Genomic DNA, 24,469 nt, shown 5'->3' on the forward strand with positions numbered 1-24,469 from the left:
ATACATATGGCTAACCGTATCAAGAAGGGCGACCAGGTCGTCGTCACCACCGGCAAGGACAAGGGCAAGCAGGGCGAAATCGTCCGCGTCGATGGCGATCGCGTGATCGTCGCCAACGCGAACATCGTCAAGCGCCATACCAAGCCGAACCCGCAGGCGGGTGTCGCCGGCGGCGTGGTCGAGCGCGAAGCGTCGATCCATATCTCCAACGTGGCGATCCTCAACCCGGTGACGGGCAAGGGCGAGCGCGTTGGCTTCAAGGTGCTGGAGGATGGACGCAAACTGCGTGTGTTCCGCTCCAGCGGTGAGGCGCTCGACGCCTGAGGAATGACACAATGACTTCCCGTCTCGAAAAGATCTACAAGGACGAAGTGGCACCGGCTCTGATGAAGAAGTTCGGTTACACCAATCCGATGGAAGTGCCGAAGCTGGTCAAGATCACGCTGAACATGGGCGTGGGCGAGGCGGCGACGAACAAGAAAATCCTGGAAAACGCTGTTGCCGACATGGCCAAGGTCTCCGGCCAGAAACCGGTCGTGACCAAGTCCCGCATCTCGGTGGCATCGTTCAAGATCCGCGATGGCTGGCCGATCGGCTGCAAGACCACGCTGCGTCGCGCCAAGATGTACGAGTTCCTGGATCGCTTGATCCACATCTCCCTGCCGCGCGTGCGCGACTTCCGTGGTGTGTCCGGCCGCTCGTTCGATGGCCGTGGCAACTTCAACATGGGCGTGAAGGAACAGATCATCTTCCCGGAAATCGATTTCGACGCTGTCGACGCGATCCGCGGGATGGATATCGCCATCACCACCACCGCTAAGACCGACGCCGAAGCCAAGGCGCTGCTCGAAGCGTTCAAGTTCCCGTTCCGCAATTAACGATCGTCCGTGATCAAGAGTTCGGCCATCCATGGCCGGACTTTCTAATCGAAAAGGTCATACATATGGCAAAGACCTCCATGGTCAACCGCGACATCAAGCGGAAAAAGCTGGCGAAGAAGTTCGCCGACAAGCGCGAAGCGCTGAAGAAGATCATCGCCTCCGGCACTGCGTCCTATGACGAGAAGGCGGAAGCGGTGACCAAGCTGCAGAAACTTCCGCGGGATTCTTCGCCGAGCCGCCAGCGCAACCGCTGCGTACTGTCCGGTCGTCCGCGTGGCGTCTATAGCAAGTTCGGCTTGGGTCGCAACATGCTGCGCAAGGCGACCATGAACGGCGACGTGCCCGGCCTGCGCAAGGCCAGCTGGTAAAACGCCAGTCGGCTCCCCACTTCCGCTCGGGGAGTGGGTTCAGCAACCTCGGCGTTCGCCTGCGATTGGGTCAACACGTCCGATGCAAATCGGACGTTTTGTCGTATACTCCCGCTCCTTGCAGCACGGCAAGGGCGGGGCTGCTGTGGTAAACGCACATGATCTTCTCCAAGACCTTGCGCGGTTACCTCCCGTGCGTCATTCCACACGTTTCACCACACAAGATTTTCGCGAAAGCGGATATCGGTGCACTCAAAGGTAGATACCATGAGCATGACTGATCCCATCGCCGACCTGCTGGTCCGCATCAAGAATGCGGCCGCGGTCGGTAAGCCGACGGTAAAGATGCCGTCCTCCAAGATCAAGGTTGCGATCGCGCAAGTGCTGAAGGCCGAAGGCTACATCAGTGATCTGCGGGTCAACGCAATCGAGAACAATAAGTCCGAGCTGGAAATCGTGCTGAAGTATTTCGAAGGCCGTCCGGTCATCGATACGCTCAAGCGCGTGTCGCGTTCGGGTCTGCGTCAATATCGCGGCAAGACCGAGCTGCCGAAGGTTCTCGGTGGCCTGGGTGTTGCCATCATTTCCACGTCCAAGGGCATCATGACCGATGCGCAGGCCCGTCAGGCCGGCGTCGGTGGCGAAGTCCTGTGCTTCGTGGCCTAAGGGAAGGAGTACTCACATGTCCCGTGTAGCCAAGAAGCCGATTTCCCTCCCGAAGGGCGTCGAACTGACCGTTCAGCCCGATCAGGTGAGTGTCAAGGGTCCGAAGGGGACCTTGTCGCTGCCGAAGCCGGCTGGTGTCGAAATCAAGCAGGAAAACGGTGTCGCCACCCTGTCGGCGAATGCCGACTCGCACATTGCCATCACCGGTACCGTGCGTGCCATCCTGGCGAACATGGTGCACGGCGTCTCCGCCGGTTTCGAGCGCAAGCTCGAACTGGTGGGCGTCGGTTACCGTGCCACGATGCAGGGCAAGGATCTGAGCCTGGCGCTCGGTTTCTCGCACCCGATTGTGTTCCAGGCACCTGAAGGCATTACCCTTGCGGCCCCGACCCAGACCGAAATTCTGGTGCAAGGCGCCGACAAGCAACTTGTTGGCGAAGTCGCCGCCAAGATCCGCGGTTTCCGTCCGCCAGAGCCCTACAAGGGTAAAGGTGTGAAGTACGCCGGTGAAGCCATCATTCGCAAGGAAGCCAAGAAGGCATAAGGCAGGTTTTCTTCTGCTCGGAATGCGGTCTGCCATGACCGGGTTCCGACAGATGCCTCGCCCAATGTCGATCCGCTTCCGTAGGACACATAACCATGAGCATCAACAAGAACATTGCCCGCCTGCGTCGTGCCAAGTCGACCCGCGCCCATATCCGCGATCTCGGCGTTGCCCGCCTGTCGGTGCTGCGCACTGGGCAACATTTGTACGCGCAGGTCTTTACTGCCGATGGCGCGAAGGTACTCGCTGCGGCGAATACCTTGCAGGCCGACGTCAAGGATGGCCTGAAGAACGGTAAGAATAGCGACGCCGCAGCAAAGGTCGGCAAGCTGATCGCCGAACGTGCCAAGGCCGCAGGCATCGAGAAGGTCGCCTTCGACCGCTCGGGCTACCGTTATCACGGCCGTATCAAGGCATTGGCTGAAGCGGCACGCGAAGGCGGCCTGCAATTCTGATCCTTGTGGGTGCGGCGTTGCCGCGCCCGTCCTGCCGATGCGGGTTGCATCGGATCCAGGTGCGTCTTCTGCACGCACCTGGGGCGTTCCGTTCCATACCACAACGATAAGCGGCATGCGAGCCGTCAATTTTTCCATCATCAAGGGCATCACAATGGCTGAAGAACAGCGTGCACCGCGGGGTCGTGAACGCGACCGCAACCGCGAAGAAAAAGTCGACGATGGCATGATCGAGAAGCTGGTCGCGGTCAATCGCGTCAGTAAGACGGTCAAGGGCGGTCGTCAGTTCACCTTCACCGCGCTGACCGTGGTCGGCGATGGCAATGGCAAGATCGGGTTCGGTTACGGCAAGGCGCGCGAAGTGCCGGTCGCGATCCAGAAGTCGATGGAATATGCGCGGAAGGGGATGCTCAACATCGATCTGAACAATGGTACCCTGTGGCACACGGTGAAGTCTGGCCACGGTGCGGCGCGCGTGTTCATGATGCCGGCCTCCGAAGGTACCGGCGTGATCGCCGGCGGTGCTATGCGCGCGGTGCTCGAAGCGGTTGGTGTGAAGAACGTGCTGGCCAAGGCGGTCGGTTCGCGTAACCCGATCAACCTGGTGCGCGCCACGCTGCGCGGCCTGGAAGATATGCAGTCGCCGGCCCGTATCGCGGCCAAGCGCGGCAAGAAGGTGGAGGATCTCACCCATGGCTGATGCGTCCAGCAAAACAGTGAAGGTGCGCCTGGTGCGCGGCCTGCGTGGGACTCAGTCGCGTCACCGTTTGTCGGTGCGTGCGCTGGGCCTGAATAAACTCAACGATGTGCGTGAACTGAAGGACAGCCCGCAAGTGCGCGGCCTGATCAACAAGGTTCAGTACCTCGTTCAGGTTGAGGAGTAATCGACCATGACGTTGCATCTGAATGATCTGAAGCCCGCCGACGGCGCCCGGACCGAGCGCACCCGCGTCGGTCGTGGCATTGGTTCGGGCTTGGGTAAGACCTGCGGTCGCGGCCATAAGGGCTCGTTCGCGCGCAAGGGTGGCGGCAAGATCAAGGCCGGTTTCGAAGGCGGGCAGACTCCCATGCAGCGCCGTCTGCCGAAGATCGGCTTCCGCTCCAAGCTGGCCAAGGACACGGCCGAAGTGCTGTCCTACCAGCTCGATAACCTGCAGGAAGGCGAGATCGATTTCGCCGCGCTGCGCGCCGCCAAGCTGGTTCCGAGCACTGCGAAGAAGGCCAAGGTGGTGCTGAAGGGCGAGCTGACCAAGAAGTTCGTACTGAAGGGCGTTGCGGCGACTGCCGGTGCCAAAGCGGCAATCGAAGCTGCCGGCGGCAGCGTGCAGGAGTAACACGCAAATGGCGCAAGCGGGCATGGGGCAACTCGGCGGCGGGCTTGGCAAGTTCACTGAACTTCGCCAGCGCCTGTTGTTCGTCATCGGCGCATTGATCGTCTACCGCATCGGTTGCTATGTGCCGGTGCCGGGGGTCAATCCCGAAGCCATGCTGGCGCTGATGCAGGCGCAGGGCGGCGGTATCGTGGACATGTTCAACATGTTCTCGGGCGGCGCCTTGCACCGTTTCAGTATCTTTGCGTTGAACGTGATGCCGTACATCTCGGCATCGATCGTGATCCAGCTGGCCACGCACATCTTCCCGTCGTTCAAGGCGATGCAGAAGGAAGGTGAGTCCGGGCGGCGCAAGATCACCCAGTATTCGCGCATCGGTGCAGTATTGCTGGCTGTCGTGCAGGGCGGCAGCATTGCCCTGGCGCTGCAACATCAGACGGCGCCAGGTGGCGCGCCGGTGGTCTACGCGCCCGGCATAGGCTTCGTACTCACGGCCGTGATCGCGTTGACCGCAGGTACCATTTTCCTGATGTGGGTTGGCGAACAGGTGACCGAGCGTGGCATCGGCAATGGCGTGTCGCTGGTTATCTTCGCTGGCATCGTCGCCGGCTTGCCGGCGGCGGCGATCCATACCTTGGAAGCCTATCGCGACGGCAACATGAGCTTTATCTCGCTGTTGCTGATCGTGCTGACTATTCTGGCTTTCACCTTGTTCGTGGTGTTCGTCGAGCGCGGGCAGCGTCGGATCACGGTCAATTACGCACGGCGCCAAGGCGGTCGCAATGCGTACATGAACCAGACTTCGTTCCTGCCGCTCAAGTTGAATATGGCCGGCGTTATCCCGCCGATCTTCGCCTCCAGCATTCTTGCCTTCCCCGCGACGTTATCGATGTGGTCGGGTCAGGCGGCCTCCAATACCACCTTCGGCAGTATGTTGCAGCGTATCGCCAATGCGCTTGGCCCAGGCGAGCCGGTACACATGATGGTGTTCGCTGCGTTGATCATCGGTTTTGCGTTCTTTTACACGGCACTGGTGTTCAACTCGCAGGAAACGGCGGACAACCTGAAGAAGTCCGGTGCGCTGATTCCGGGCATCCGTCCGGGCAAGGCCACCGCCGACTACGTCGATTCCGTTTTGACTCGATTGACTGCGGCCGGCTCGCTGTACTTGGTGATCGTGTGTCTGCTGCCTGAGGTGATGCGTGCCCAATTCGGTACCACTTTCCACTTCGGCGGCACCTCGCTACTGATTGCGGTGGTAGTGGTGATGGACTTCATCGCGCAGATCCAGGCGCACTTGATGTCGCACCAATACGAAAGCCTTTTGAAGAAGGCCAACTTAAAGGGTGGCGCACGCGGCGGCGGTTTTGCCCGCGGGTGATTGTTATACTGTATGAATCCTTCCGCGAAGACGCTCCATTTCTTGGAGCGCTCTTGCGACTTGAAGGGCGGCCCGTGCAGCGGTCTCGTGCGCGGGTGAGATGTCGTTGTCCTGCGCTGGAGTCGCGCGGGCGGCGGGGCGCAAATTGCGCGCTCGTCAACGATGTCCGGCGCCGGAGCATGGGCACACTCCCCATGCCGGGCTTGCGGAACCAAAACGTTCCGCAGGCTTCCATGTAACCCGAGACCTTGCTAGACTTACAAGTTCACTTTTTGATCCATCCTGCCGGGTAGTGCCATGCTGCACTGTCGGGCCATCACTCAGTTGGAGAACCGCGTCATGGCGCGTATTGCAGGCGTCAACCTGCCAGCCCAGAAGCACGTCTGGGTCGGGTTGCAAAGCATCTACGGCATCGGCCGTACCCGTTCGAAGAAGGTCTGCGAAGCCGCAGGCGTGACCTCGACTACCAAGATCCGCGATCTGTCCGAGCCGGAAATCGAGCGCCTGCGTCTCGAAGTCGGCAAGTACATCGTCGAGGGCGATCTGCGTCGTGAAATCGGCATCGCTATCAAACGATTGATGGACCTGGGCTGCTACCGCGGCCTGCGTCATCGTCGTGGCCTGCCCCTGCGCGGTCAGCGCACCCGGACCAACGCCCGCACCCGCAAGGGTCCGCGCAAGGCGATCAAGAAGTAAGGGACAGACATGGCTAAGCCCGCAGCAGCAAAGACCAAAAAGAAGATCAAGCGCGTCGTCACCGATGGCGTCGCCCACGTCCACGCCTCGTTCAACAACACCATCGTGACCATCACCGATCGGCAGGGCAATGCATTGTCCTGGGCGACCTCCGGTGGTGCCGGTTTCCGCGGTTCGCGCAAGTCCACGCCGTTCGCGGCGCAGGTGGCCGCCGAGAAGGCCGGGCGTGCCGCGCTCGACTACGGCGTGAAGTCGCTGGAAGTGCGCATCAAGGGCCCGGGTCCGGGTCGCGAGTCCGCCGTCCGTTCGTTGAACAACGTCGGATACAAGATCACCAACATCATCGACGTGACGCCAATCCCGCATAACGGGTGCCGTCCGCCGAAGAAACGTCGCGTCTAAAGGAGCGATAAGAAATGGCTCGTTATATCGGTCCTACCTGTAAGCTCGCGCGCCGCGAAGGCGCCGATCTTTCCCTCAAGAGCCCGGCGCGTGCGCTGGATTCCAAGTGCAAGCTCGAGCAGAAGCCCGGCCAGCACGGCGCGACTGCGCGCAAGGGCAAGCTGTCCGACTACGCCACTCAGCTGCGTGAAAAGCAGAAGGTCAAGCGTATCTATTGTCTGTTGGAGCGTCAGTTCCGCAACTACTACAAGAAGGCCTCGACCAAGAAGGGCAACACCGGCGAGAACCTGCTGCAGTTGTTGGAAACCCGTCTGGACAACGTTGTCTACCGCATGGGTTTTGCTGTCACTCGTCCTGCGGCGCGTCAGTTAGTGTCGCACCGCGGGGTGCTGGTCAACGGCAAGTCGGTGAATCTGGCGTCTTACCAGGTCAAGGCCGGCGACGCGATCGCGCTGTCGGAAAAAGCACAGAAGCAGCTGCGTGTACAGGAAGCGCTGAGCGTTGCCGACACGCACGATCTGACCCCTTCTTGGGTCGAGGTCGATTCGAAGAAGTTCAGCGGCATCTTCAAGGCCGTACCGGATCGTGCGGATTTGCCTGCCGACATCAACGAAGCGCTGATCGTCGAGTTGTATTCGAAGTAATCACATTGGAGAGCTTCCCGTGCGGAAGCTCGTCAGGAGAACCCGCAACATGACGGTTACCGCCAACCAGGTCTTGCGTCCGCGTGGGCCGCAGATCGAACGCCTTACCGACAACCGCGCCAAGGTCGTGATCGAACCTTTGGAACGTGGTTACGGGCACACGCTGGGCAACGCCCTGCGTCGCGTGCTGCTGTCCTCGATTCCCGGCTTCGCGATCACCGAAGTCGAAATCGACAACGTTTTGCACGAGTACACCACGGTCGAAGGGCTGCAGGAGGACGTGTTGGAAGTCCTGCTCAACCTCAAGGACGTTGCCATCCGGATGCATACCGGTGACAGCGCCACCTTGTCGCTGTCCAAGCAGGGGCCGGGCACGGTCACTGCCACCGACATCAAGACCGACCATAACGTCGAGATCCTCAACAGCGATCATGTGATCTGCCACCTGACCAAGGACACGGCACTCAACATGCGTCTGAAGATCGAGCGTGGCTTCGGTTACCAGCCTGCCGCCGCGCGGCGCCGTCCGGACGAAGAAACCCGCACCATCGGCCGGCTGGTCCTGGATGCGTCGTTCTCGCCCGTGCGTCGCGTCGCCTATGCCGTCGAGTCCGCACGTGTGGAACAGCGTACCGACTTGGACAAGCTGGTTCTGGACATCGAAACCAACGGCACGATCGATGCCGAGGAAGCCGTGCGGACCGCCGCCGACATCCTCAGCGATCAGTTGTCGGTATTCGGCGACTTTACTCATCGCGATCGTGGCGCGGTCAAGCCGGCGAGCAACGGTGTCGATCCGGTGCTGCTGCGTCCGATCGACGATCTGGAGCTCACGGTGCGTTCGGCCAACTGCCTGAAGGCCGAGAGCATCTACTACATCGGCGATCTGATCCAGAAAACCGAAGTGGAGTTGCTCAAGACCCCGAATCTTGGCAAGAAGTCGCTCACCGAGATCAAGGAAGTTCTGGCGCAACGGGGCCTGTCGCTGGGGATGAAGCTGGAGAACTGGCCGCCGGCTGGTGTCGCCCAGCACGGCATGCTCGGCTAAGTCCCTCGGATCCGATCGCTGTCGTAAGACAGCGGTCGTGATCCAGATGTGGACGTGGCGATGGAGCGCCGGTAAAGATTCTGTCGCGTGATGCCGCAGCGTCAGCTAATCCCTGAGCCGCTGCATGCATACCACGGCCTGTACCACTGCATCATTCCGCCGACGGGTCGCCATGCCTGCGGCGTCGCCCGGTCAAGGACGGCCGGCTCGGACCATCCGCAGTCCATTGTTCAACGCCAGGACGGCGACAGCGATCTCCAATAGTTCCAATCTTTCATAGGAATCCAAACCCATGCGTCACCAGAAATCCGGTCGCAAGTTCAGCCGCACCAGTGCGCATCGCCAGGCGATGTTCTCCAATATGGCGGCGTCCTTGTTCAAGCACGAGTTGATCAAGACCACCCTGCCGAAGGCCAAGGAGCTGCGCCGTGTCGCAGAGCCGTTGATCACCATCGCCAAGGTCGATGGCGTCGCCAACCGCCGTCTGGCCTTCGCCCGTCTGCGCGACAAGGAAGCGGTGGGCAAGCTGTTCGTCGAACTTGGCCCGCGTTACCAATCGCGTCCGGGCGGCTACCTACGCGTCCTCAAGTGCGGTTTCCGCGCCGGTGATAATGCGCCGATGGCGTATGTCGAGCTGGTTGATCGCCCGCTCGTGGCCGAGGCCGTCGCCGAGTAAGCGTGGTTGACAAAACGTCGCGAGTCGCTGTCGGGTGGGTGCGGACAGCGCGCAGGAACTGCGGTGTACATAGGTGCATGAGGATTCCGGGCACTGCCCGCGCCCATCCGGCGGCGACGCAGTTGTTTTGTTAGCTACTCTAAGTCTGTTTCCAACGGAAGTAGCAAAAAGCCCGGAATATCCGGGCTTTTTTGCGTTTGTGCGTGCGTGTCTCTTCTGCCAGAACGTGTCGTGAGTCGTCACGATCTGAATTCCCACCGATGGATGGTGCATGGTAAGCGAGTGGATGGGGGATAATGATTGGATCGTCGCTGCGAGTCCGATTCCAATGAACCTGTTCCGCTGGCGTTTCCGAGCACAGTTTTTGCTAGGCTTCCTAAGCTGCGCCGCATTGCTTGGTTATGCGATTTTTGTGCAGTTGCAATTGGGGATCGAGCCGTGTCCGCTGTGTATCTTCCAAAGGATCGCATTCGCTGCGCTGGGCTTGCTGTTCCTGATCGGTGCATTGCACGGACCGGTACGCAGCGGAGGTCGTAAGGTCTACGGTGTACTGGCATTCCTGGCGGCGGGCGTAGGGGCGGGTATCGCCGCTAAACATGTCTACGTGCAGGTGTTTCCCGATCCGATGGCATCTTGTGGTCCGCCGCTGAGCTTTCTGCGGCAGACGCTGGGGCCGTTCGAGGTGATGCGGCGGGTGCTGACCGGCACCGGCGATTGCGGCAATATCGATTGGCGTTTTCTGGGCCTGTCGATGCCGATGTGGTGCCTGATCTGTTTCGTGTTGTTGGGTATGTTCGCGTTGTATGCAGGTTTCAAGGCCAGGCGGCGCTCGCTGCACTGAGTTTGCAGATGGCCATTGGACTGCGCTTGCCCGCGTAGAAGCTATCTGAGGTCATTCCTCGCCGATGTCGTCGGTCACAGTCAGCGCGGGAGCCGATCTCGCTCCCGGCGCTGTAGCGGCAGGTACCTGGAGCTGCCTGCCGCCGTTTCTCCCTCTTCCCGCCAGGCCGGCCCGGCTCGGGCGCGGCCTAGTAGGTTTCGCCCTGTTTAGAAATCCTGCTGCAGGCTCAGGTAGATGCCGCGGCGCGGCGCCCATTGGGGTGCGAAGACGCCGATGCCGCCGCCATCGCGTAGCTGATAGTGGCGGTCGAGCACATTGAGCACGGCTAACTGCGCATGCAGCGGGTGGCCGCTGCCGAGGCCGAAGTCGTGCCCGGCGCTGAGGTTCAACTGGAAGTAGGACGCGACCGTGCCGCCGTTGGGGACACCGTTGGCATCGGTGCGCAGGCCACTGCCGAACAGGTAGTTCGCGCCGATCCGGCTATCGTCGGTCAGCGCGTAGGTGAGGCCGCCGGAAGACGTCAGCTTCTGGTCGTGGTCGAGATGGATCCAGTGGTCGTAGACATAGGCCAGCGCATCCGGGTCGAAGTTGTACAGGCTGGTCATCACCCGCTTGCCCATCGCCTTGCTGTAGGCCGCGTTGAAGTAGGCGTTGACCGGGCCATTGGTGTAGTCGGCGCTGAATTCGGCGCCGCGGATACGGCCGTAGCGGTAGTTGAAGGTGGAGTAGACGTAGGCGGCACCGAACTGGCCTTCGTCTTGCAAGCGATCGGCCTTGCGGTAGTAGGTGTCCAGGCCCAGTGTGAGGTGATCGCCAACGGCCTGCGAGATCCCGAGGTCGAAGTAGTTGCTGCGTTCGCTCAGTGGCGTGGTCGGGCCGCCTGCGGCCGATTGCTGATTGGTGGTGCCGTCGTACAAGGCGATGTCGCTGGTGGAGATCAGCTCGCTGGCCGGCGGGGTGAAGTAGCGGGCATAGCCGGCATGCAAGGTGGTGGTGTCGCTGGCATGCCAGACCACGCCCAGGCGTGGGCTGAGCTGGCCCTCGGTGATGCCGAAGGCTTTGTAACGATCGCCACGCACGCCGTAGTTGATGGTCCAGGCGTCGCTGGGCTGCCACTCGTCCTGCAGGTAGACCGCGTAGGTACTGGCGTGGAAGCGGCTGGCATCGGGAATGAACAGTGGCACATCGCTGCTCTGGCTGCCGTCGTCGTTGGCCGGGAAGACGTAAGCGTTGTTGCTGGCGATGACGTGTTCGAAACTGCCATACACGCCGTAGCGCAGGGTGTGCGATCCGCCCCACGGGGTGGAGAAATCGGCCTGCACGGTGTTGGCGCGGTTGCTGCGCTGGACCTGCGAGGCGACGCCATTGAAGATCAGGTCGCCGGCGATATCGGGGGAGAACGCGACGCTGCTGTAGCGTTGACCGGCCGACAACTGGTAGCTGGTGGTACCTAGCTCACCTTGCAGTATCAAGTTGCCGAAGCGGGTGTTCTCGCGCTGGTTCTCGTTGAGTTGCGAGGAATCGAAGTCGCTGTTGCCCAGATAGGTGAACGCGGGCGTTTGCCCAGGGTTATTGGGGATCTGGAAGCGGTTGTTGGCATAGCCGACCATCAGGCTGAGCCGGGTGCTTTCGTTGATCAGGTAGTTGAGATCGGCGAAGGCTTTGCCCTGGTGGGTTTTATCGTGGTATGGATTGCTGCTGTTGGTCGGGTTTTCCAGGCCGATCCGGTTTTGCAGGTAGTTGCCGCTGCCGAACCAGCTGAGGCGGCCTTCGCTGCCCCACCAGGAGGCATTCGGGTTGAGCGTGCCGTACGAGCCGGCGGTGATGCCGACGCTGCCGCCGTTACCCAATTCCACGCCGTTCTTGGTGGTGATGTCGATGACCGCGGCGGTGCGGTCGCCGAACTGCGCCGGCAGCGCGCCGTCGAGCAGGCGGATGTTCTTGATCGTGCGTGGGTCCAGGCTCTGGCCGAAGCCGGAGATGGATTCGGGAATCATCACGCCATTGATGCGGTATTGCAGATTGGCGTGGTCGCCGCGCACATGGATCCCACCATAGGAGTCCTGGACCACGCCCGGCGCTTGCAGCAGCACCTGGTTGAGCGGCGTGGAGGCACCCAGCGGCAGACGATCGATGTCTGCGGCGGTGATCGCGTACTGACTGCTGCCGATGTCCGGCGATAGCGCGTTGCGCGCGGCTTCGAGTTTGGCGGTGACGGTGACCGGGTCGAGGTCGATAGCCCTGTTGGAGGCGTCGGCAGCGAGGGTGAGTCCCGGGGACGCCAGTAGGACCAGAGCAACAGCAGTGGAGAGAGCGTGTGGTGTCATGACAAGGCTGACCAGAGGGATAAGTAAAGGAGATGTTACTAGATAACATTCAATGTTCTGCGCGGTGCTTGCGTCAGCCGGAAGTCATGGTGGTAACCGTTGTGTTACGTATTGTTCATGTCAGTGGTGCTTTTGTCGTACTCAGGCGCGCGTCGCGCTATGCGTCGCGCCCTGGCTCTGCGAACATCGCATGCTTACAAGGAGCCTTTTCATGACGCTGTCCGCCTCCGCCGCATTGTCCGAATCCGCCACATCGCCCTGGTCACCCGTGAGTTGGCGTGGCAAGCCTGCGCTGCAGATGCCGGTGTATCCGGATCCGCAGGCATTGGAGGAGACGCTCGGGGAACTGCGCGAATTGCCGCCGCTGGTGACATCGTGGGAAATCTTTGCCTTGAAAAAGCAGTTGGCCGAGGCGCAGGAAGGCAAGCGCTTCCTGCTGCAGGGGGGCGATTGCGCGGAGAACTTCAGCGACTGTGAGTCCAGCACCATCTCCAACCGGCTCAAGGTGCTGCTGCAGATGAGTCTGGTGCTGGTGCACGGTCTGCGTCTGCCGGTGGTGCGCGTGGGTCGTTACGCTGGTCAGTATGCCAAGCCACGTTCGGCCGACACCGAGACCCGCGATGGCGTGAGCTTGCCCAGCTACCGCGGCGATGTGGTCAATGCGCCGGAATTCACCGCGCAGGCGCGGGTGCCGGACCCGCGACGCATGATCACCGCGCACTCCCGCTCGGCGATGACGATGAACTTCGTGCGTGCGCTGATCGATGGCGGTTTCGCCGACCTGCACCATCCCGAGTACTGGAACCTGAGTTGGGTCGGCTGTTCGCCGCTGGCCGAGGAGTACCAAAAGATGGTGGCCTCGATTGGCGACGCGGTGCGTTTCATGGAGACGCTGTCCGGCGCGCAGCTGTACAACCTCAACCGGGTCGATTTCTACACCTCGCACGAGGCGTTGCTGCTGCCCTACGAAGAGGCCTTGACCCGCGAAGTGCCGCGGCAGTGGGGTTGGTTCAATTTGAGTACGCATTATCCCTGGATAGGCATGCGGACCGCGGCGCTGGATGGCGCGCATGTGGAGTATTTCCGTGGCATTCGCAATCCGATCGCGATCAAGGTTGGTCCGTCGGCGCAGCCGGATCAGTTGCTGCGCCTGATCGACGTGCTCAACCCGGAGGACGAGCCGGGCCGATTGACCTTCATCCATCGCATGGGCGCGGCGCAGATCGCCGAAAAGCTGCCGTCACTGCTGGATGCGGTCCGTCGCGATGGACGCCGCGTGTTGTGGGTATGCGATGCGATGCACGGCAATACCGAAAGCACCAGTAACGGCTACAAGACCCGGCGCTACCAGAACGTGCTGGACGAGGTGGAACAGTCGTTCGACATCCATGCTGCGGCGGGAACCCGTCTGGGTGGCGTGCATCTGGAATTGACCGGCGAAGATGTCACCGAATGCATCGGCGGCGCGCGCGAACTGACCGAGCGCGACCTGGAACGTGCTTACCGCTCCAGCGTGGACCCGCGCCTGAACTACGAGCAGTCGCTGGAGATCGCGCTGGCGATCGTACGCAAGCAGAACGGACGTAGCATGCCGTCGCTGTCGGTCTGACAGTGGCGCAGTGGCACGGCAAGCGCATCTCAGACTCTGCGACGCAGCGTGGATCTGAGCGTGGTACAGCGATGTTTGACTGGTGTGCTGTGGAGCAGGCGGAGCCTTCGCGCGCAGATGCGTGCATCGCCCATGCCATGTAGCGCATTTCGGCGATACACCAGACCAGGCGCCGGCGCGGCGCTGGGGATCATGTCGTGGGGCGCCGCCGCCGTCGGACCAGATCGCGCGCCAGGATGCCGACCACGGCGAGGTTGATCGCAAGCACCGCCCACGAGGCCCAGCCGGGATGCCGCACGATTGCGTAGACGTCGAACGGCAGGTAGATGGCGGCGGAGATGCAGCCCAACAAGGAGGCCCAGGCCTTGGCGCGCCACAGACCCCAGGCTTCGATGATGTGCAGCGCACCGTAGGCGAGCATGCCGGCGGCGGCCAGATGCACTGCGCCGGGGCTGATCATGTTCAGCAGCGACGGCAGTGCGCCGTGCTCCGGGTCCAAGCTGAAGCGCACGATCAGCCGGTCCACCCCCGCGCGCAGGGGGAGTGGGCCCAGTAGTTCCAGCCCCGTGGCCGCGAGTACCGCGAGCAGACCTTTGCCGGCCTCCAGCAGTGCGATCACGTGCAGGCCCGGGTGCGCGTGTGGATCCGGGTTGTACGCTTTATTGGCGGCCATGGGAGCGGGGTGGTCAGCCAGCGCGACCGGCGCGCTTGCGCTCGTTCTCGGTCAGGTGCTTCTTGCGCAGGCGGATCTCCTTTGGCGTGACTTCGACCAGTTCGTCGTCTTCGATGAAGTCCAGCGCCTGTTCCAATGTGTACTTGATCGCCGGCGTCAGTTTGATCGTGTCGTCCTTGCCCGAGGCGCGCATGTTGGTCAGCGGTTTGGTTTTGATCGCGTTGACCGTCAGGTCGTTGTCTTTGGAGTGGATGCCGACTAGCTGGCCTTCGTACACGTTGTCGCCTTCGGCAGCGAACAGGCGGCCGCGTTCTTCCAGCGGTCCCAGCGCGTAGGCGGGAGTGGCGCCGGGGGCGTTGGCGATCATCACGCCGTTCTGGCGCTTGGCGATTGCGCCCTGTTCCTTCGGGCCGTAATGGTCGAACACATGGAACAACAGGCCCGAGCCCTGGGTCAGGGTGCGGAATTCGTTCTGGAAGCCGATCAGGCCACGCGCCGGAATCATGTAATCCAGGCGCACGCGGCCCTTGCCATCTGGCTCCATGTTCTTCAGCTGACCCTTGCGGATACCCAGCTTTTCCATTACGCCACCTTGGTGCTGCTCTTCGATGTCGACCACCAACTGCTCGACCGGCTCCATCAGCTTGCCATCGATTTCCTTGATGATCACTTCCGGGCGCGACACCGCCAGTTCGAATCCTTCGCGGCGCATGTTCTCGATCAGTACCGACAGATGCAGTTCGCCACGACCGGACACCAGGAATTTATCGGCGTCTTCGAGCTGTTGCACCTTCAGTGCCACGTTGTGCACGGTTTCGCGTTCCAGACGATCCTTGAGCTGGCGGCTGGTGAGGAACTTGCCACCGGACAGATCCTTGTTGCCGGCGAATGGCGAATTATTGACCTGGAAGGTCATCGAGATGGTCGGCTCGTCCACGGTCAGCGGCGGCAGCGCTTCTGGGGTATCGAGCGCGCACACGGTGTCGGAGATGGTCAGCTCCTGGATGCCGGAGATGGCGACGATGTCGCCGGCTTGCGCGCTGTCTTGCTCGATGCGCTCCAGGCCCAGGAAGCCCAGCACCTGAAGTACCTTGCCCTGGCGTTTCTTGCCTTCGCGGTCGATCACCGACACCGGCATGTTTTTCTTCAGTACGCCGCGCTGGATGCGGCCGATGCCGATCACGCCGACGAAATTGTTGTAATCCAATTGGCTGATGCGCATCTGGAACGGGCCGTCCGGGTCCACTTCCGGCTTGGGCGCATGGCGCATGATCGCTTCGTACAGAGGGGTCATGTCGCCGTCGCGCACGCTGTCTTCCAGGCCAGCATAACCGTTCAGTGCCGAGGTATAGACGATCGGGAAGTCCAACTGCTCGTTGGTCGCGCCGAGCTTGTCGAACAAGTCGAACACCTGGTCGATCACCCAGTCCGGGCGCGCGCCGGGGCGGTCGATCTTGTTGACCACCACGATGGGCTTGAAGCCCATCGCGAATGCTTTTTGGGTCACGAAGCGGGTCTGTGGCATTGGCCCGTCCATCGCATCGACCAGGATCAGCACGGTGTCCACCATCGACAGCACACGCTCCACCTCGCCGCCGAAGTCGGCGTGTCCCGGAGTGTCGACGATGTTGATGCGATTGCCGCGCCAAGTGATGGCGGTGTTCTTGGCCAGGATGGTGATGCCGCGTTCCTTTTCCTGGTCGTTGCTGTCCATCACCCGCTCGGCGAGTACCGTGCGCTCGGACAGGGTGCCAGACTGTTTTAGCAGGCAGTCGACGAGGGTGGTTTTGCCATGGTCGACGTGGGCGACGATGGCGATATTGCGGAGATTTTCGATGGACATGCGAAAGGGGGCCAGCCGGCGCCAGAATAGGGAGGAAAGGAAGTTGGCGAGTATACCTGCATCCCGTCGCGGCTGCCGGTGCGCTGTGGCGGTTGGCCGGGTGGGGGGCGTTCGCGCGGCGGTCGCACCTACGCGCAGAGTCCTAACGGACGGGCGTGTATCCTATACCACCTTCATGATGTCCCCGTTTCCTAAAGGAACCCCATGTCTCTGATTGCCCATTTCGACACCGCCCGCGGCACGATCAAGATCGAGTTGTATCCCGACAAGGCGCCGCTGACCGTGGCTAATTTCGTCAACCTCGCCAAGCGCGGCTTCTACAACGGGCTGAATTTCCATCGCGTGATCGCCGACTTCATGATCCAGGGCGGTTGCCCGGAGGGTTCGGGTCGCGGCGGCCCTGGCTACCGTTTCGAGGACGAGACCGACAACGGTGTGCGTCACGAGCGTGGCGTGTTGTCGATGGCCAACGCTGGTCCCAGCACCAACGGCAGCCAGTTCTTCATCACCCATGTCGCCACTCCGTGGTTGGATGGTAAGCACACCGTGTTCGGTAAGGTGCTTGAGGGTCTGGAAGTGGTGGACAGCGTCGCCCAGGGCGACGTGATCAACACGATCACCATTGAAGGCGATGCCGAGGCGGTGCTGGCGGCCAAGGCCGATCGTGTTGCCGAGTGGAACCGCCTGCTCAGCGCCTGATCCGTCGCGGACCGCGCGGCCGGCTCTGTGGCCGGTCGCATCGGGCCTGCGTGTTACCATTTATCGGTTGACCCGCCCCCGGCTGCCGATGACGATGCGTCCCTTAGTGTTGTGCTTGTCGCTGCTGTCTATCGGCAATGGTGCGCACTCCGGGGCGGATGGTACGTCGGCCCCGCAGGCGCCAGTGCCGGTGGTTGTCGAGACATATCATCAACTGACAAGCCTCGCCGGCATCGGCATGTTTGCAGCCCACTGGTGCGGGGATTGCCGCTGCCAGCAGACGGCGCGCACGCGCGCTCAGGTCCGTCACGTGAACCCAGGCATGGAATATGAGGTCGGGCGCTGCATCCTCGCTGCGCTCGGCCGCGAAGGCGTGCCGATCACAGAGGTCGTTCAGCACACGGTCGAAGATGGTGCCGTCGCGGCCCTGAGCCTGCGGCTGTCGTCGTTGCGTTACCCGCGTCTCGTGCTCCTATCTCCCCTGACCCCATCACTATTACTTTCTTAGCAGAGGACCCCACATGAAAGCACCCGTCCGTGTTGCCGTGACCGGCGCTGCCGGCCAAATCGGCTATGCCCTGTTGTTCCGCATTGCTTCCGGTGAAATGCTCGGTAAGGACCAGCCGGTGATCTTGCAGTTGCTCGAATTGCCGATGGAGAAGGCCCAGGCCGCGCTGAAGGGCGTGATGATGGAGCTGGAAGATTGCGCGTTCCCGCTGTTGGCCGGCATGGTCGGTACCGATGACGCCGAAGTTGCGTTCAAGGATGCCGACATCGCCCTGCTGGTGGGTGCGCGTCCGCGTGGTCCGGGCATGGAGCGAAAGGATCTGTTGCTGGAGAACGCGAAGATCTTCACCGCGCAGGGCGCCGCGCTGAACAAGGTCGCCAAGCGCAACGTCAAGGTGCTGGTGGTCGGCAACCCGGCCAACACCAACGCCTACATCGCCATGAAGTCGGCCCCCGATCTGAATCCGAAGAACTTCACCGCCATGCTGCGCCTGGACCACAACCGCGCGTTGAGCCAACTCTCGGCCAAGCTCGGCAAGCCGGTCGGTGGCATCGAGAAGCTGGTGGTGTGGGGCAACCATAGTCCAACCATGTACCCGGACTACCGTTTCGCCACCGCCGACGGCGCTTCGATTGCGGAGGCGATCAACGATCAGGAATGGAATGCTGGGACCTTCATCCCCACCGTGGGCAAGCGCGGCGCGGCGATCATCGAAGCACGCGGCTCGTCCTCGGCGGCCTCGGCGGCCAATGCTGCCATCGATCATGTGCGCGATTGGGTGCTGGGCAGCCACGGCAAGTGGGTGACCATGGGGGTGCCGTCCGATGGGTCTTATGGCATCCCGGAAGGGGTGATGTTTGGCTTCCCGGTCACCACCGTCAATGGCGAGTACACCTTGGTCAAGGATCTGCCGATCGATGCATTCAGTCGCACCTACATCGACAAGACGCTGGCCGAGCTGGAAGAAGAGCGCAGCGGCGTGGCCCACCTGTTGGGCTGATCGCTGTCGCGATGGTGGTGGCACTGAACGCCGGGCATTGCCCGGCGTTGCGCGTTTTGGGACAACGTGCAGCGCGGGGATGTCGTTGGTGCGTATCGCGGTTGCGAATTGATGTGCTACGTTGCCGGCGCCATTTCTGAGGGGAATCGGATCATGCTCATGCCGTTGCGTTGGATCGGTGTGTTGGCGCTTGCCAGTGCGTTGCCTGCCGTCGTCGCCCATGCCGCCGATGGCGGCTATCGACAACCGCCCGAGCCGCTGTTGAGCGTGATGCGCGCGCCGCTCAATCCCTCGCCGCGGTTGGACCCGACCGGCACGACGCTGTTGCTCGTACAGCGCCAGGCGTATCCGCCGATCGCCCGCGTTGCCGAGCCGTATCTCAAACTGGCCGGGGTACGCGTGGAGCCGCGTACCCACAGTCGTCACGACATGTCCAGTGGCTACGGGATCCGCGCATGCTTGGATGGCTTTAGTCTGGTCGACGTGGCCACTGGTCGCCAGACCGCGGTCAACTTGCCTGCCGGTGCCTGCCCGGCGCAACCGGTGTGGTCGCCGGATGGCCGCCGCTTCGCTTTCAACAACACCGCCGCTGATCGTGTCGAACTTTGGGTGGGCGAGGTTGCCACCGGCGCGGTGCATCGCATCGACGGCGTGCAGCTCAATCCAGTGCTGGGTGGCGAGATCCAGTGGCTCGGTGGCAGCCAGACGTTGCTGGTGCTGACGGTGCCGCAGGATCTGGGGCCGGCGCCGGTCAAGGCGATGGTGCCGCCGGGGCCGGAGGTGAAGGAGACGATCCGTGGCAAGGGCGAGAGCAGCACCTACGAGGCGCGCGACACGCTCTCCAGTCCCGAGGACGAAGCACAGTTCACCTATTACGCCACCTCGCAATTGATGACCGTCGATGTGGCCAGCGGGCGTCAGCGCAAGGTCGCTGTGCCGGCGTTGTATTCGGCGGTCGATGGCGCGCCGGACGGTCGCCACGTCCTCGTGGCGCGCCTGCAGCGGCCCTACTCTTATGTCACCACCTATGGCCGTTTTGCCCACGACGTGGCGGTCCTGGACCTAAGCGACGGCAGTGAGCGGGTGCTGGCGCAATTGCCGGTGGCCGATCGGGTGCCGGTGCAAGGCGTACCGACCGGGCCGCGCGCTTATTCCTGGCGTGCCAACCAGCCGGCCACCCTGATCTGGGCCGAGGCCCTGGATGGCGGCGACTGGAAGGCCAATGTCCCGGCGCGCGACAAGCTGTTGACCCTGGCGGCACCGTTCACCGGCAAGCCACGCGAATGGGTGCGTGTGACCCAGCGCTATGCCGGTTTGAGCTGGTTCGCGCAGGGCGGGCAGGCGCTGCTGGACGAATACGATCAGAACCGCCACTGGCGCCGCACCACGCTGCTGGATGCCGACCATCCCGGCAGCCCCGGGCGTGTATTGTTCGACCTGTCCACCGACGATCTGTACGCCGATCCCGGTAGCCCGGTCATGCGTCTGTTGGCCAACGGCGAGCCGGTGTTGCACGAAGACCACGGCGCCCTGTTTTTGAGCGGCAATGGTGCCACGCCGTCCGGTGATCGCCCATTCCTGGACCGCTACGACCTGGCGACCGGCAAGACCCAGCGTCTGTTCCGCAGCGATGCGGACGTGGACGAGATATTCGACGGCTTTGCCGGTGACGACACCACTCGGCTGCTGACCTGGCGGCAGTCGCCGGTGGATCCGCCGAATGTATATCTGCGCACGCTGGGCCAGGCGCAACCGACTGTGGCGGCGGGTGAGATGGCGTACGCCTCCAGCCTCGTGCCGGTCACCCATTTCCCCGACCCCACGCCGTTGGTACGGCAGATCAAGAAGCGATTGGTGACGTATACCCGCAAGGACGGCGTGGAACTGTCGTTCACTCTGTATACGCCGCCCGGCTACAAGGAGGGCACGCGGGTGCCGGCGATCCTGTATGCCTATCCGCTGGACTACGCCGATGCCTCCAAGGCCGGCCAGGTCAGTGGCGCCGAGGCGCGCGATTTCACCCGCCTGCATTCCTACCAACTGTTGTTGCTGGCTGGCTACGCGATCATCGACGATGCCGCGTTCCCGATCGTCGGCGACCCCAAGAACGCCTATGACACTTATCTGCAGCAATTGGTGGAAAACGCCCAGGCAGCGGTGGACAAGGCGGTGGCGCTGGGAGTGGTGGACCGCGACCGGATCGGGGTGACCGGCCACAGCCATGGTGCGCTGATGACGGTCAATCTGCTGGCGCATACCGATCTGTTCCGTGCCGGCGTGGCCACCAGCGGCAGCTACAACAAGACTCTGACGCCGTTCGGTTTCCAGAACGAGCGCCGTTCGTTCTGGGCCGCGCCGCAGGTCTATGCGCAGGCCTCGGCATTTTTCCATGCCGACAAGATCGATGAGCCGCTGTTGATCGTGCATGGCATGGACGATGCGAACCCCGGTACCGAGACCACCCAGGCGCCACGCCTGTTCCAGGCGATCCGCGGCAACGGCGGTACCGCGCGGCTGGTGCTGTTGCCGTTCGAGCCGCACTGGTACACCGCGCGCGAGTCGAACGAGGACGTGGTGGCGGAAATGCTGGCGTGGTTCGACCATTACGTGAAGCATGCGCCGCCGCGTGCGGCGGCGGTCAAGGCCAAGTAATCATCCATCTGCACAGGACGGGCGGTGTTGTTGCGCCGCCCGTTACCGTTTCGTTCCCGCACGGGCTTGTCGGTGGCCTGATTCACGTGTGCGACAACGCAATCCACCCGCCTCTGCCCGCGCACCGCGCGCTTGTTCCTGACCCTGTGCCGCGCTGGAGAAGATCCGCCGCGCGCTGGACGGCTGATGCGCAGCGGCGCCGCCGTGCCGTGGGCTCAGCTCAGGCCCTCGGCCTGCAGTGCGGCCTGCACCTGCGGATCGGCGGACATGCGCTCGAAATGCAGTTGCAGGTTGGCGCCGAGCGGAATCTGCTGCGCACGCGCCCAACGCATGGTGACGAATAGGTAGGCGTCGGCAATCGAGCGCCGCATGCTGCCCAGCCAGGTTTTCTGCTCCAGTGCCGCGTCCACGCGCGCGTACAGCGTGCGCACGCGCTCGCGCGCATGCTCCTGAGTACGTGCGATCGCTGCCGGGTCGTCCAGGTAACGCGTGCTACCGAACAGAGGAGGGAAGGCCATATGCAGATCGGCGTTGAGGAAAGCCAGCCAGCGTTGCACTTCGGCGCGTCCGCGCGGGCTGCCGTCGCCGGCCAAGTGTGCGTCGGGAGCTAAATCGGCGATGTAGTTGAGGATCGCCGAATTCTGGGTGAGCACCCAGTCGTCCATCTGCAGCGCCGGCACCGCACCTGCGGGATTGATGGCCAGATAGGCGGGTGCCTTCATCGCGGCGGCATCGAGCAGTTGCAGTTCGAACGGCAATCCCGCCCAGCGCAGGACGATGTGATCGGCCAGCGAACAGGCGCCGGGCTTGGCATACAGTTTCATTGCAGAACTCCGCAAGGTTATCGGGAGGCAAGAGCCTACCCGCAGCGCGGGGTACTTGGCGATGGCCGCAAGCACATCCTGTCAGGACGCAGAGCCTGCGATCTACGGCGTGTAACCATGCTGAAGACTAGGACGCGTTGCGCCGTCGTAACTTTTGAACGCGGTAGAACGTATGGTCGCCGATGGTCGCGACCTGATAGGCATTGCGCCAACTCGGGCTAGCAATCGCATTCGCGGCGAAATGGCTGGCGCCGGGCACGATTTCCTTGCGCTGGCCTTGCGGCAGGGCCCAGTTGCGCTCTGCGGCGAAAGCGATCTTGACCGCGTCGGCCCAGGCGTCGGTGTTCTTTAGTTCGGTGCCTGGCTTCACCAGCGTCGGCGCGAACTGCTTGCGTGCAGTCACCACCTGGCACATCGAATCGCCCCATAGGCCACTGTCCAAGCGGCGCAGCGCGACTTCGGCGACGGCTTGCTGCCCGCGCAAGGTCTGATCACGTGCTTCCAGATACACGGTGGTACTCAGGCACAACGAGTCGGCGGCAGTTTGCGGTAACAATTGCGACAGCCAGAGAATCCAGGCCAGTTTCATATTACTCCTTGCTCCGTATGGGTCGTCGCATTGCTGCGCCGGTTGGCACAGCAAGAGCGATGACTTGGCGTCATGGGGAGGCGGCCTGTCACGGGCCGCCCGGGTGCCGGCGTCATTCGAAGTATTCGAAGTCCGGCGGATCCGCCACAGCGGGCGGATCGGAAGTGGCGCGCACAATAGGGGGCAGCTCCCCAATCGCAACTGAACTTTGGTGCTTGACAGGAGTTGGGTTTTCTGGAGTGAAGCCGCCGCCGCGCCGGGCGGCGGTGGGCGTTAGCGCCACGATGCGGCGCGATGGGCTCAGGGAAATTGCCGACGTTGCATCAGCATGGCGTACACCTTGACCACCGGATCGGCGTGTTCGACCAGTTGCGCGAGCCGCTGATCGCGATCCGGCCAGCGTTGCAGTTGGTCGGCGACCATGCGCAGATCACCGAACCAGGTGTCGTGGTCGCGCGCGTAGTAAGGGCCTGACAGCAGCGGCGCGAGAATGCCCATGCCACGGTCGCGTGCGGCGCTGGCGGGCGCGTACTCGAGATAGCGCAGTAACTCGCGCAGGCGCGCGCGCTGCACGCGACCGCTATCGTCGTTGCTCGCAGTTTGCTGAAGTACGCCGTGGTCGAGCTGGTCGAGGAATTCCATCGATGCCTTTTCCACATCGGCATCGTTCCCGTGGACCGAGGGATCCAGTAGTTGCGTGCGGATGTTGTGGCCTGCCTGGCGGATCAGCGAGACCGCTTGATCGTCGAGCGACGGCGCGGCGGCCGGCGGTGCGTCCACGATGCGCTCGTCGGGCAGTTCGGCGACGTAGAGTTGCTCCAGCATCCAGTGGTTGCCCTGCACGCTGGTCGGGCAGCGGTTCTGCGCCAGATGTGCCGCAACATAGCCACGGTAGGCACGCTGCAGTCGCTCGCGCAATGCTGGGTCTTGCAGTTGTTGCAGCAGCAGCGGTACGTCGCCGGCGATGCTCAGTTCGGTGGCGGTGAAGCCTGGATCGTCGTTGCGAATGCGGTCGAACATGCGCGCCAGATTGTCGGCGAGCTGCGCTTGTTCGGCTTTCTCCAGCACCGCGCTTGCGAGGATCATCTTCAGTGCTGGAGCCACGTCGGTTTCGTGTTGCGCTGCGTCCACGCGCTTGGCCAGTGCTGCCGCGCGCGCCGCTGCCTGCGCCGGTAGCAATGCGCTGGCCAGCGCATAGGTCGGACTGGGGTCGTCCAGGTAGGGTGCATCGCAGCTGCCGGCCTGTGGTTTTGGAAGGGCGGCGAATAGCGTTTCTGGTTGCGCCGGCGGTGCCAGTTGTGCCGCTCGCGTCTGCAGCGACAAGCGGTCCAGACCAGCGGTAAACGGCGCGTGCAGTTCATCGGCGTGCTCTTCCCTGATGTAGCCGACGCTGGCCAAGCCGGGCAGACGCCGTTGCGCGCGTTCGGCAAGGATGGATGCCTGTTGTACCAGCCGCTGTGTCGCGGCAGTGCGGTTACCGCTGGCATCCACTGGCACGTCGGTGGCGGTGGCGATGCGCAGCAGCACGTCGGCCTGGAAGTCGGATGGCAGTGCTTGCGCCGCAGCGATGACATCGCGCGCCGCAGGGCCTGGCACGGTGCCGCTGGTGGTGGATGACGTGGGTGCTGGTGCATTCATCTGTCTTGTATCGGCGCTGACGGGTTGGCGTATCGCACCGCGGGAGGGTGCGGTGGCGCTCTGTGGACTGTGCGCGGTCGCCGCGCGTTGCAGTAACGGCAGGCTGACGCCAGCGATCAGCAGTGCGAGCAACAGATAACGGGGGCGGAAAACGGAACGCATCGGGGGATGCTC

General features: G+C 62.6%; 27 protein-coding genes and 1 other RNA gene. 21 read left to right on the forward strand and 7 right to left on the reverse strand.

Features of this window, described 5'->3' with window-relative positions:
- Positions 1–6: 6 nt before the first annotated feature.
- The 15 genes from rplX (at position 7) to rplQ (ending at position 9,092) form a co-directional block, all read left to right on the forward strand.
- Positions 7–324, forward strand: coding sequence for a 50S ribosomal protein L24 (gene rplX / locus XaFJ1_RS02305; protein ID WP_012915067.1), 318 nt, complete (start codon positions 7–9; stop codon positions 322–324).
- Positions 325–335: 11 nt separating this feature from the next.
- Complete coding sequence (rplE, locus tag XaFJ1_RS02310) at positions 336–878, forward strand: 50S ribosomal protein L5 (RefSeq protein WP_012915068.1); 543 nt, start codon at positions 336–338, stop codon at positions 876–878.
- Positions 879–943: 65 nt separating this feature from the next.
- Positions 944–1,249 carry a 30S ribosomal protein S14 gene (rpsN, locus tag XaFJ1_RS02315; protein ID WP_012915069.1) on the forward strand — a complete coding sequence of 102 codons (306 nt, stop codon included), beginning with the start codon at positions 944–946 and terminating at the stop codon, positions 1,247–1,249.
- A 267-nt stretch (positions 1,250–1,516) separates the two neighbouring features.
- Positions 1,517–1,915, forward strand: coding sequence for a 30S ribosomal protein S8 (gene rpsH / locus XaFJ1_RS02320; RefSeq protein WP_012915070.1), 399 nt, complete (start codon positions 1,517–1,519; stop codon positions 1,913–1,915).
- 16 nt (positions 1,916–1,931) lie between these two features.
- Entirely contained in the window at positions 1,932–2,459 is a 528-nt protein-coding gene (rplF, locus tag XaFJ1_RS02325) for a 50S ribosomal protein L6 (RefSeq protein WP_012915071.1), read from the forward strand.
- A 95-nt stretch (positions 2,460–2,554) separates the two neighbouring features.
- Positions 2,555–2,914 carry a 50S ribosomal protein L18 gene (gene rplR / locus XaFJ1_RS02330; RefSeq protein ID WP_012915072.1) on the forward strand — a complete coding sequence of 120 codons (360 nt, stop codon included), beginning with the start codon at positions 2,555–2,557 and terminating at the stop codon, positions 2,912–2,914.
- 154 nt (positions 2,915–3,068) lie between these two features.
- Positions 3,069–3,614 carry a 30S ribosomal protein S5 gene (rpsE, locus tag XaFJ1_RS02335; RefSeq protein WP_012915073.1) on the forward strand — a complete coding sequence of 182 codons (546 nt, stop codon included), beginning with the start codon at positions 3,069–3,071 and terminating at the stop codon, positions 3,612–3,614.
- Positions 3,607–3,798 (forward strand): 50S ribosomal protein L30, encoded by a 192-nt coding sequence (gene rpmD / locus XaFJ1_RS02340; protein ID WP_012915074.1) that lies wholly within the window; start codon positions 3,607–3,609, stop codon positions 3,796–3,798. The genes rpsE and rpmD overlap by 8 nt, the downstream gene beginning before the upstream one ends.
- Positions 3,799–3,804: 6 nt before the next feature.
- Positions 3,805–4,248: a 50S ribosomal protein L15 gene (gene rplO / locus XaFJ1_RS02345; RefSeq protein ID WP_012915075.1), complete on the forward strand. Its 444-nt coding sequence runs from the start codon at positions 3,805–3,807 to the stop codon at positions 4,246–4,248.
- Between the two features lie 7 nt (positions 4,249–4,255).
- The gene (gene secY / locus XaFJ1_RS02350) at positions 4,256–5,626 is read left to right on the forward strand and encodes a preprotein translocase subunit SecY (protein ID WP_012915076.1); all 1,371 of its coding nucleotides are present in this window, start codon (positions 4,256–4,258) and stop codon (positions 5,624–5,626) included.
- 339 nt (positions 5,627–5,965) lie between these two features.
- Positions 5,966–6,322 (forward strand): 30S ribosomal protein S13, encoded by a 357-nt coding sequence (gene rpsM, locus XaFJ1_RS02355; protein WP_010340453.1) that lies wholly within the window; start codon positions 5,966–5,968, stop codon positions 6,320–6,322.
- A gap of 9 nt (positions 6,323–6,331) precedes the next feature.
- The gene (rpsK, locus tag XaFJ1_RS02360) at positions 6,332–6,724 is read left to right on the forward strand and encodes a 30S ribosomal protein S11 (protein WP_003470632.1); all 393 of its coding nucleotides are present in this window, start codon (positions 6,332–6,334) and stop codon (positions 6,722–6,724) included.
- A 14-nt stretch (positions 6,725–6,738) separates the two neighbouring features.
- A complete protein-coding gene (gene rpsD / locus XaFJ1_RS02365) occupies positions 6,739–7,368 on the forward strand; it encodes a 30S ribosomal protein S4 (RefSeq protein ID WP_012915077.1) in 630 nt (209 codons plus the stop codon).
- A gap of 49 nt (positions 7,369–7,417) precedes the next feature.
- Complete coding sequence (locus XaFJ1_RS02370; protein WP_012915078.1) at positions 7,418–8,416, forward strand: DNA-directed RNA polymerase subunit alpha; 999 nt, start codon at positions 7,418–7,420, stop codon at positions 8,414–8,416.
- 292 nt (positions 8,417–8,708) lie between these two features.
- On the forward strand, positions 8,709–9,092 hold the full coding sequence (gene rplQ / locus XaFJ1_RS02375) for a 50S ribosomal protein L17 (protein WP_012915079.1): 384 nt from the start codon (positions 8,709–8,711) through the stop codon (positions 9,090–9,092).
- 4 nt (positions 9,093–9,096) lie between these two features.
- Here the strand turns inward: rplQ and XaFJ1_RS02380 are convergent.
- Positions 9,097–9,171, reverse strand: a non-coding RNA gene (locus XaFJ1_RS02380) — sX9 sRNA.
- A gap of 249 nt (positions 9,172–9,420) precedes the next feature.
- Here XaFJ1_RS02380 and XaFJ1_RS02385 point away from each other — a divergent pair.
- Complete coding sequence (locus XaFJ1_RS02385; RefSeq protein WP_012915080.1) at positions 9,421–9,933, forward strand: disulfide bond formation protein B; 513 nt, start codon at positions 9,421–9,423, stop codon at positions 9,931–9,933.
- A 206-nt stretch (positions 9,934–10,139) separates the two neighbouring features.
- On the opposite strand, the gene XaFJ1_RS02390 is transcribed toward XaFJ1_RS02385, so the two are convergent.
- Positions 10,140–12,260: a TonB-dependent receptor gene (locus tag XaFJ1_RS02390; RefSeq protein WP_012915081.1), complete on the reverse strand. Its 2,121-nt coding sequence runs from the start codon at positions 12,258–12,260 to the stop codon at positions 10,140–10,142.
- A gap of 211 nt (positions 12,261–12,471) precedes the next feature.
- On the opposite strand from XaFJ1_RS02390, the gene XaFJ1_RS02395 reads away from it, so the two are divergent.
- Positions 12,472–13,869: a class II 3-deoxy-7-phosphoheptulonate synthase gene (locus XaFJ1_RS02395; protein WP_012915082.1), complete on the forward strand. Its 1,398-nt coding sequence runs from the start codon at positions 12,472–12,474 to the stop codon at positions 13,867–13,869.
- A gap of 190 nt (positions 13,870–14,059) precedes the next feature.
- On the opposite strand, the gene XaFJ1_RS02400 is transcribed toward XaFJ1_RS02395, so the two are convergent.
- Together XaFJ1_RS02400 and typA are read right to left on the reverse strand one after the other, a co-directional pair.
- Positions 14,060–14,542, reverse strand: coding sequence for a DUF2127 domain-containing protein (locus XaFJ1_RS02400; protein WP_012915083.1), 483 nt, complete (start codon positions 14,540–14,542; stop codon positions 14,060–14,062).
- 13 nt (positions 14,543–14,555) lie between these two features.
- Positions 14,556–16,385, reverse strand: a complete 1,830-nt coding sequence (gene typA, locus XaFJ1_RS02405) for a translational GTPase TypA (protein ID WP_012915084.1) — start codon at positions 16,383–16,385, stop codon at positions 14,556–14,558.
- A 204-nt stretch (positions 16,386–16,589) separates the two neighbouring features.
- Between typA and XaFJ1_RS02410 the strand changes: the two genes are divergently transcribed.
- The 4 genes from XaFJ1_RS02410 to XaFJ1_RS02425 all read left to right on the forward strand — a co-directional run bounded on the left by XaFJ1_RS02410 (position 16,590) and on the right by XaFJ1_RS02425 (position 21,244).
- Positions 16,590–17,084: a peptidylprolyl isomerase gene (locus XaFJ1_RS02410; RefSeq protein WP_012915085.1), complete on the forward strand. Its 495-nt coding sequence runs from the start codon at positions 16,590–16,592 to the stop codon at positions 17,082–17,084.
- Positions 17,085–17,172: 88 nt separating this feature from the next.
- Complete coding sequence (locus XaFJ1_RS02415; RefSeq protein WP_045756710.1) at positions 17,173–17,592, forward strand: hypothetical protein; 420 nt, start codon at positions 17,173–17,175, stop codon at positions 17,590–17,592.
- A gap of 13 nt (positions 17,593–17,605) precedes the next feature.
- Positions 17,606–18,592, forward strand: a complete 987-nt coding sequence (locus XaFJ1_RS02420) for a malate dehydrogenase (RefSeq protein WP_012915086.1) — start codon at positions 17,606–17,608, stop codon at positions 18,590–18,592.
- A gap of 153 nt (positions 18,593–18,745) precedes the next feature.
- Positions 18,746–21,244, forward strand: coding sequence for a S9 family peptidase (locus XaFJ1_RS02425; protein WP_045756711.1), 2,499 nt, complete (start codon positions 18,746–18,748; stop codon positions 21,242–21,244).
- A 215-nt stretch (positions 21,245–21,459) separates the two neighbouring features.
- Here XaFJ1_RS02425 and XaFJ1_RS02430 read toward each other — a convergent pair whose 3' ends face one another.
- The 3 genes from XaFJ1_RS02430 to XaFJ1_RS02440 all read right to left on the reverse strand — a co-directional run bounded on the left by XaFJ1_RS02430 (position 21,460) and on the right by XaFJ1_RS02440 (position 24,457).
- The gene (locus tag XaFJ1_RS02430; protein WP_012915088.1) at positions 21,460–22,068 is read right to left on the reverse strand and encodes a glutathione S-transferase N-terminal domain-containing protein; all 609 of its coding nucleotides are present in this window, start codon (positions 22,066–22,068) and stop codon (positions 21,460–21,462) included.
- A gap of 127 nt (positions 22,069–22,195) precedes the next feature.
- Entirely contained in the window at positions 22,196–22,657 is a 462-nt protein-coding gene (locus XaFJ1_RS02435; protein WP_012915089.1) for a cell wall hydrolase, read from the reverse strand.
- A gap of 300 nt (positions 22,658–22,957) precedes the next feature.
- Positions 22,958–24,457, reverse strand: coding sequence for a hypothetical protein (locus tag XaFJ1_RS02440; RefSeq protein WP_012915090.1), 1,500 nt, complete (start codon positions 24,455–24,457; stop codon positions 22,958–22,960).
- Between the last annotated feature and the right edge of the window lie 12 nt (positions 24,458–24,469).

Origin of the sequence: Xanthomonas albilineans (genome assembly GCF_009931595.1) — a bacterium.
Taxonomy (GTDB): domain Bacteria; phylum Pseudomonadota; class Gammaproteobacteria; order Xanthomonadales; family Xanthomonadaceae; genus Xanthomonas_A; species Xanthomonas_A albilineans.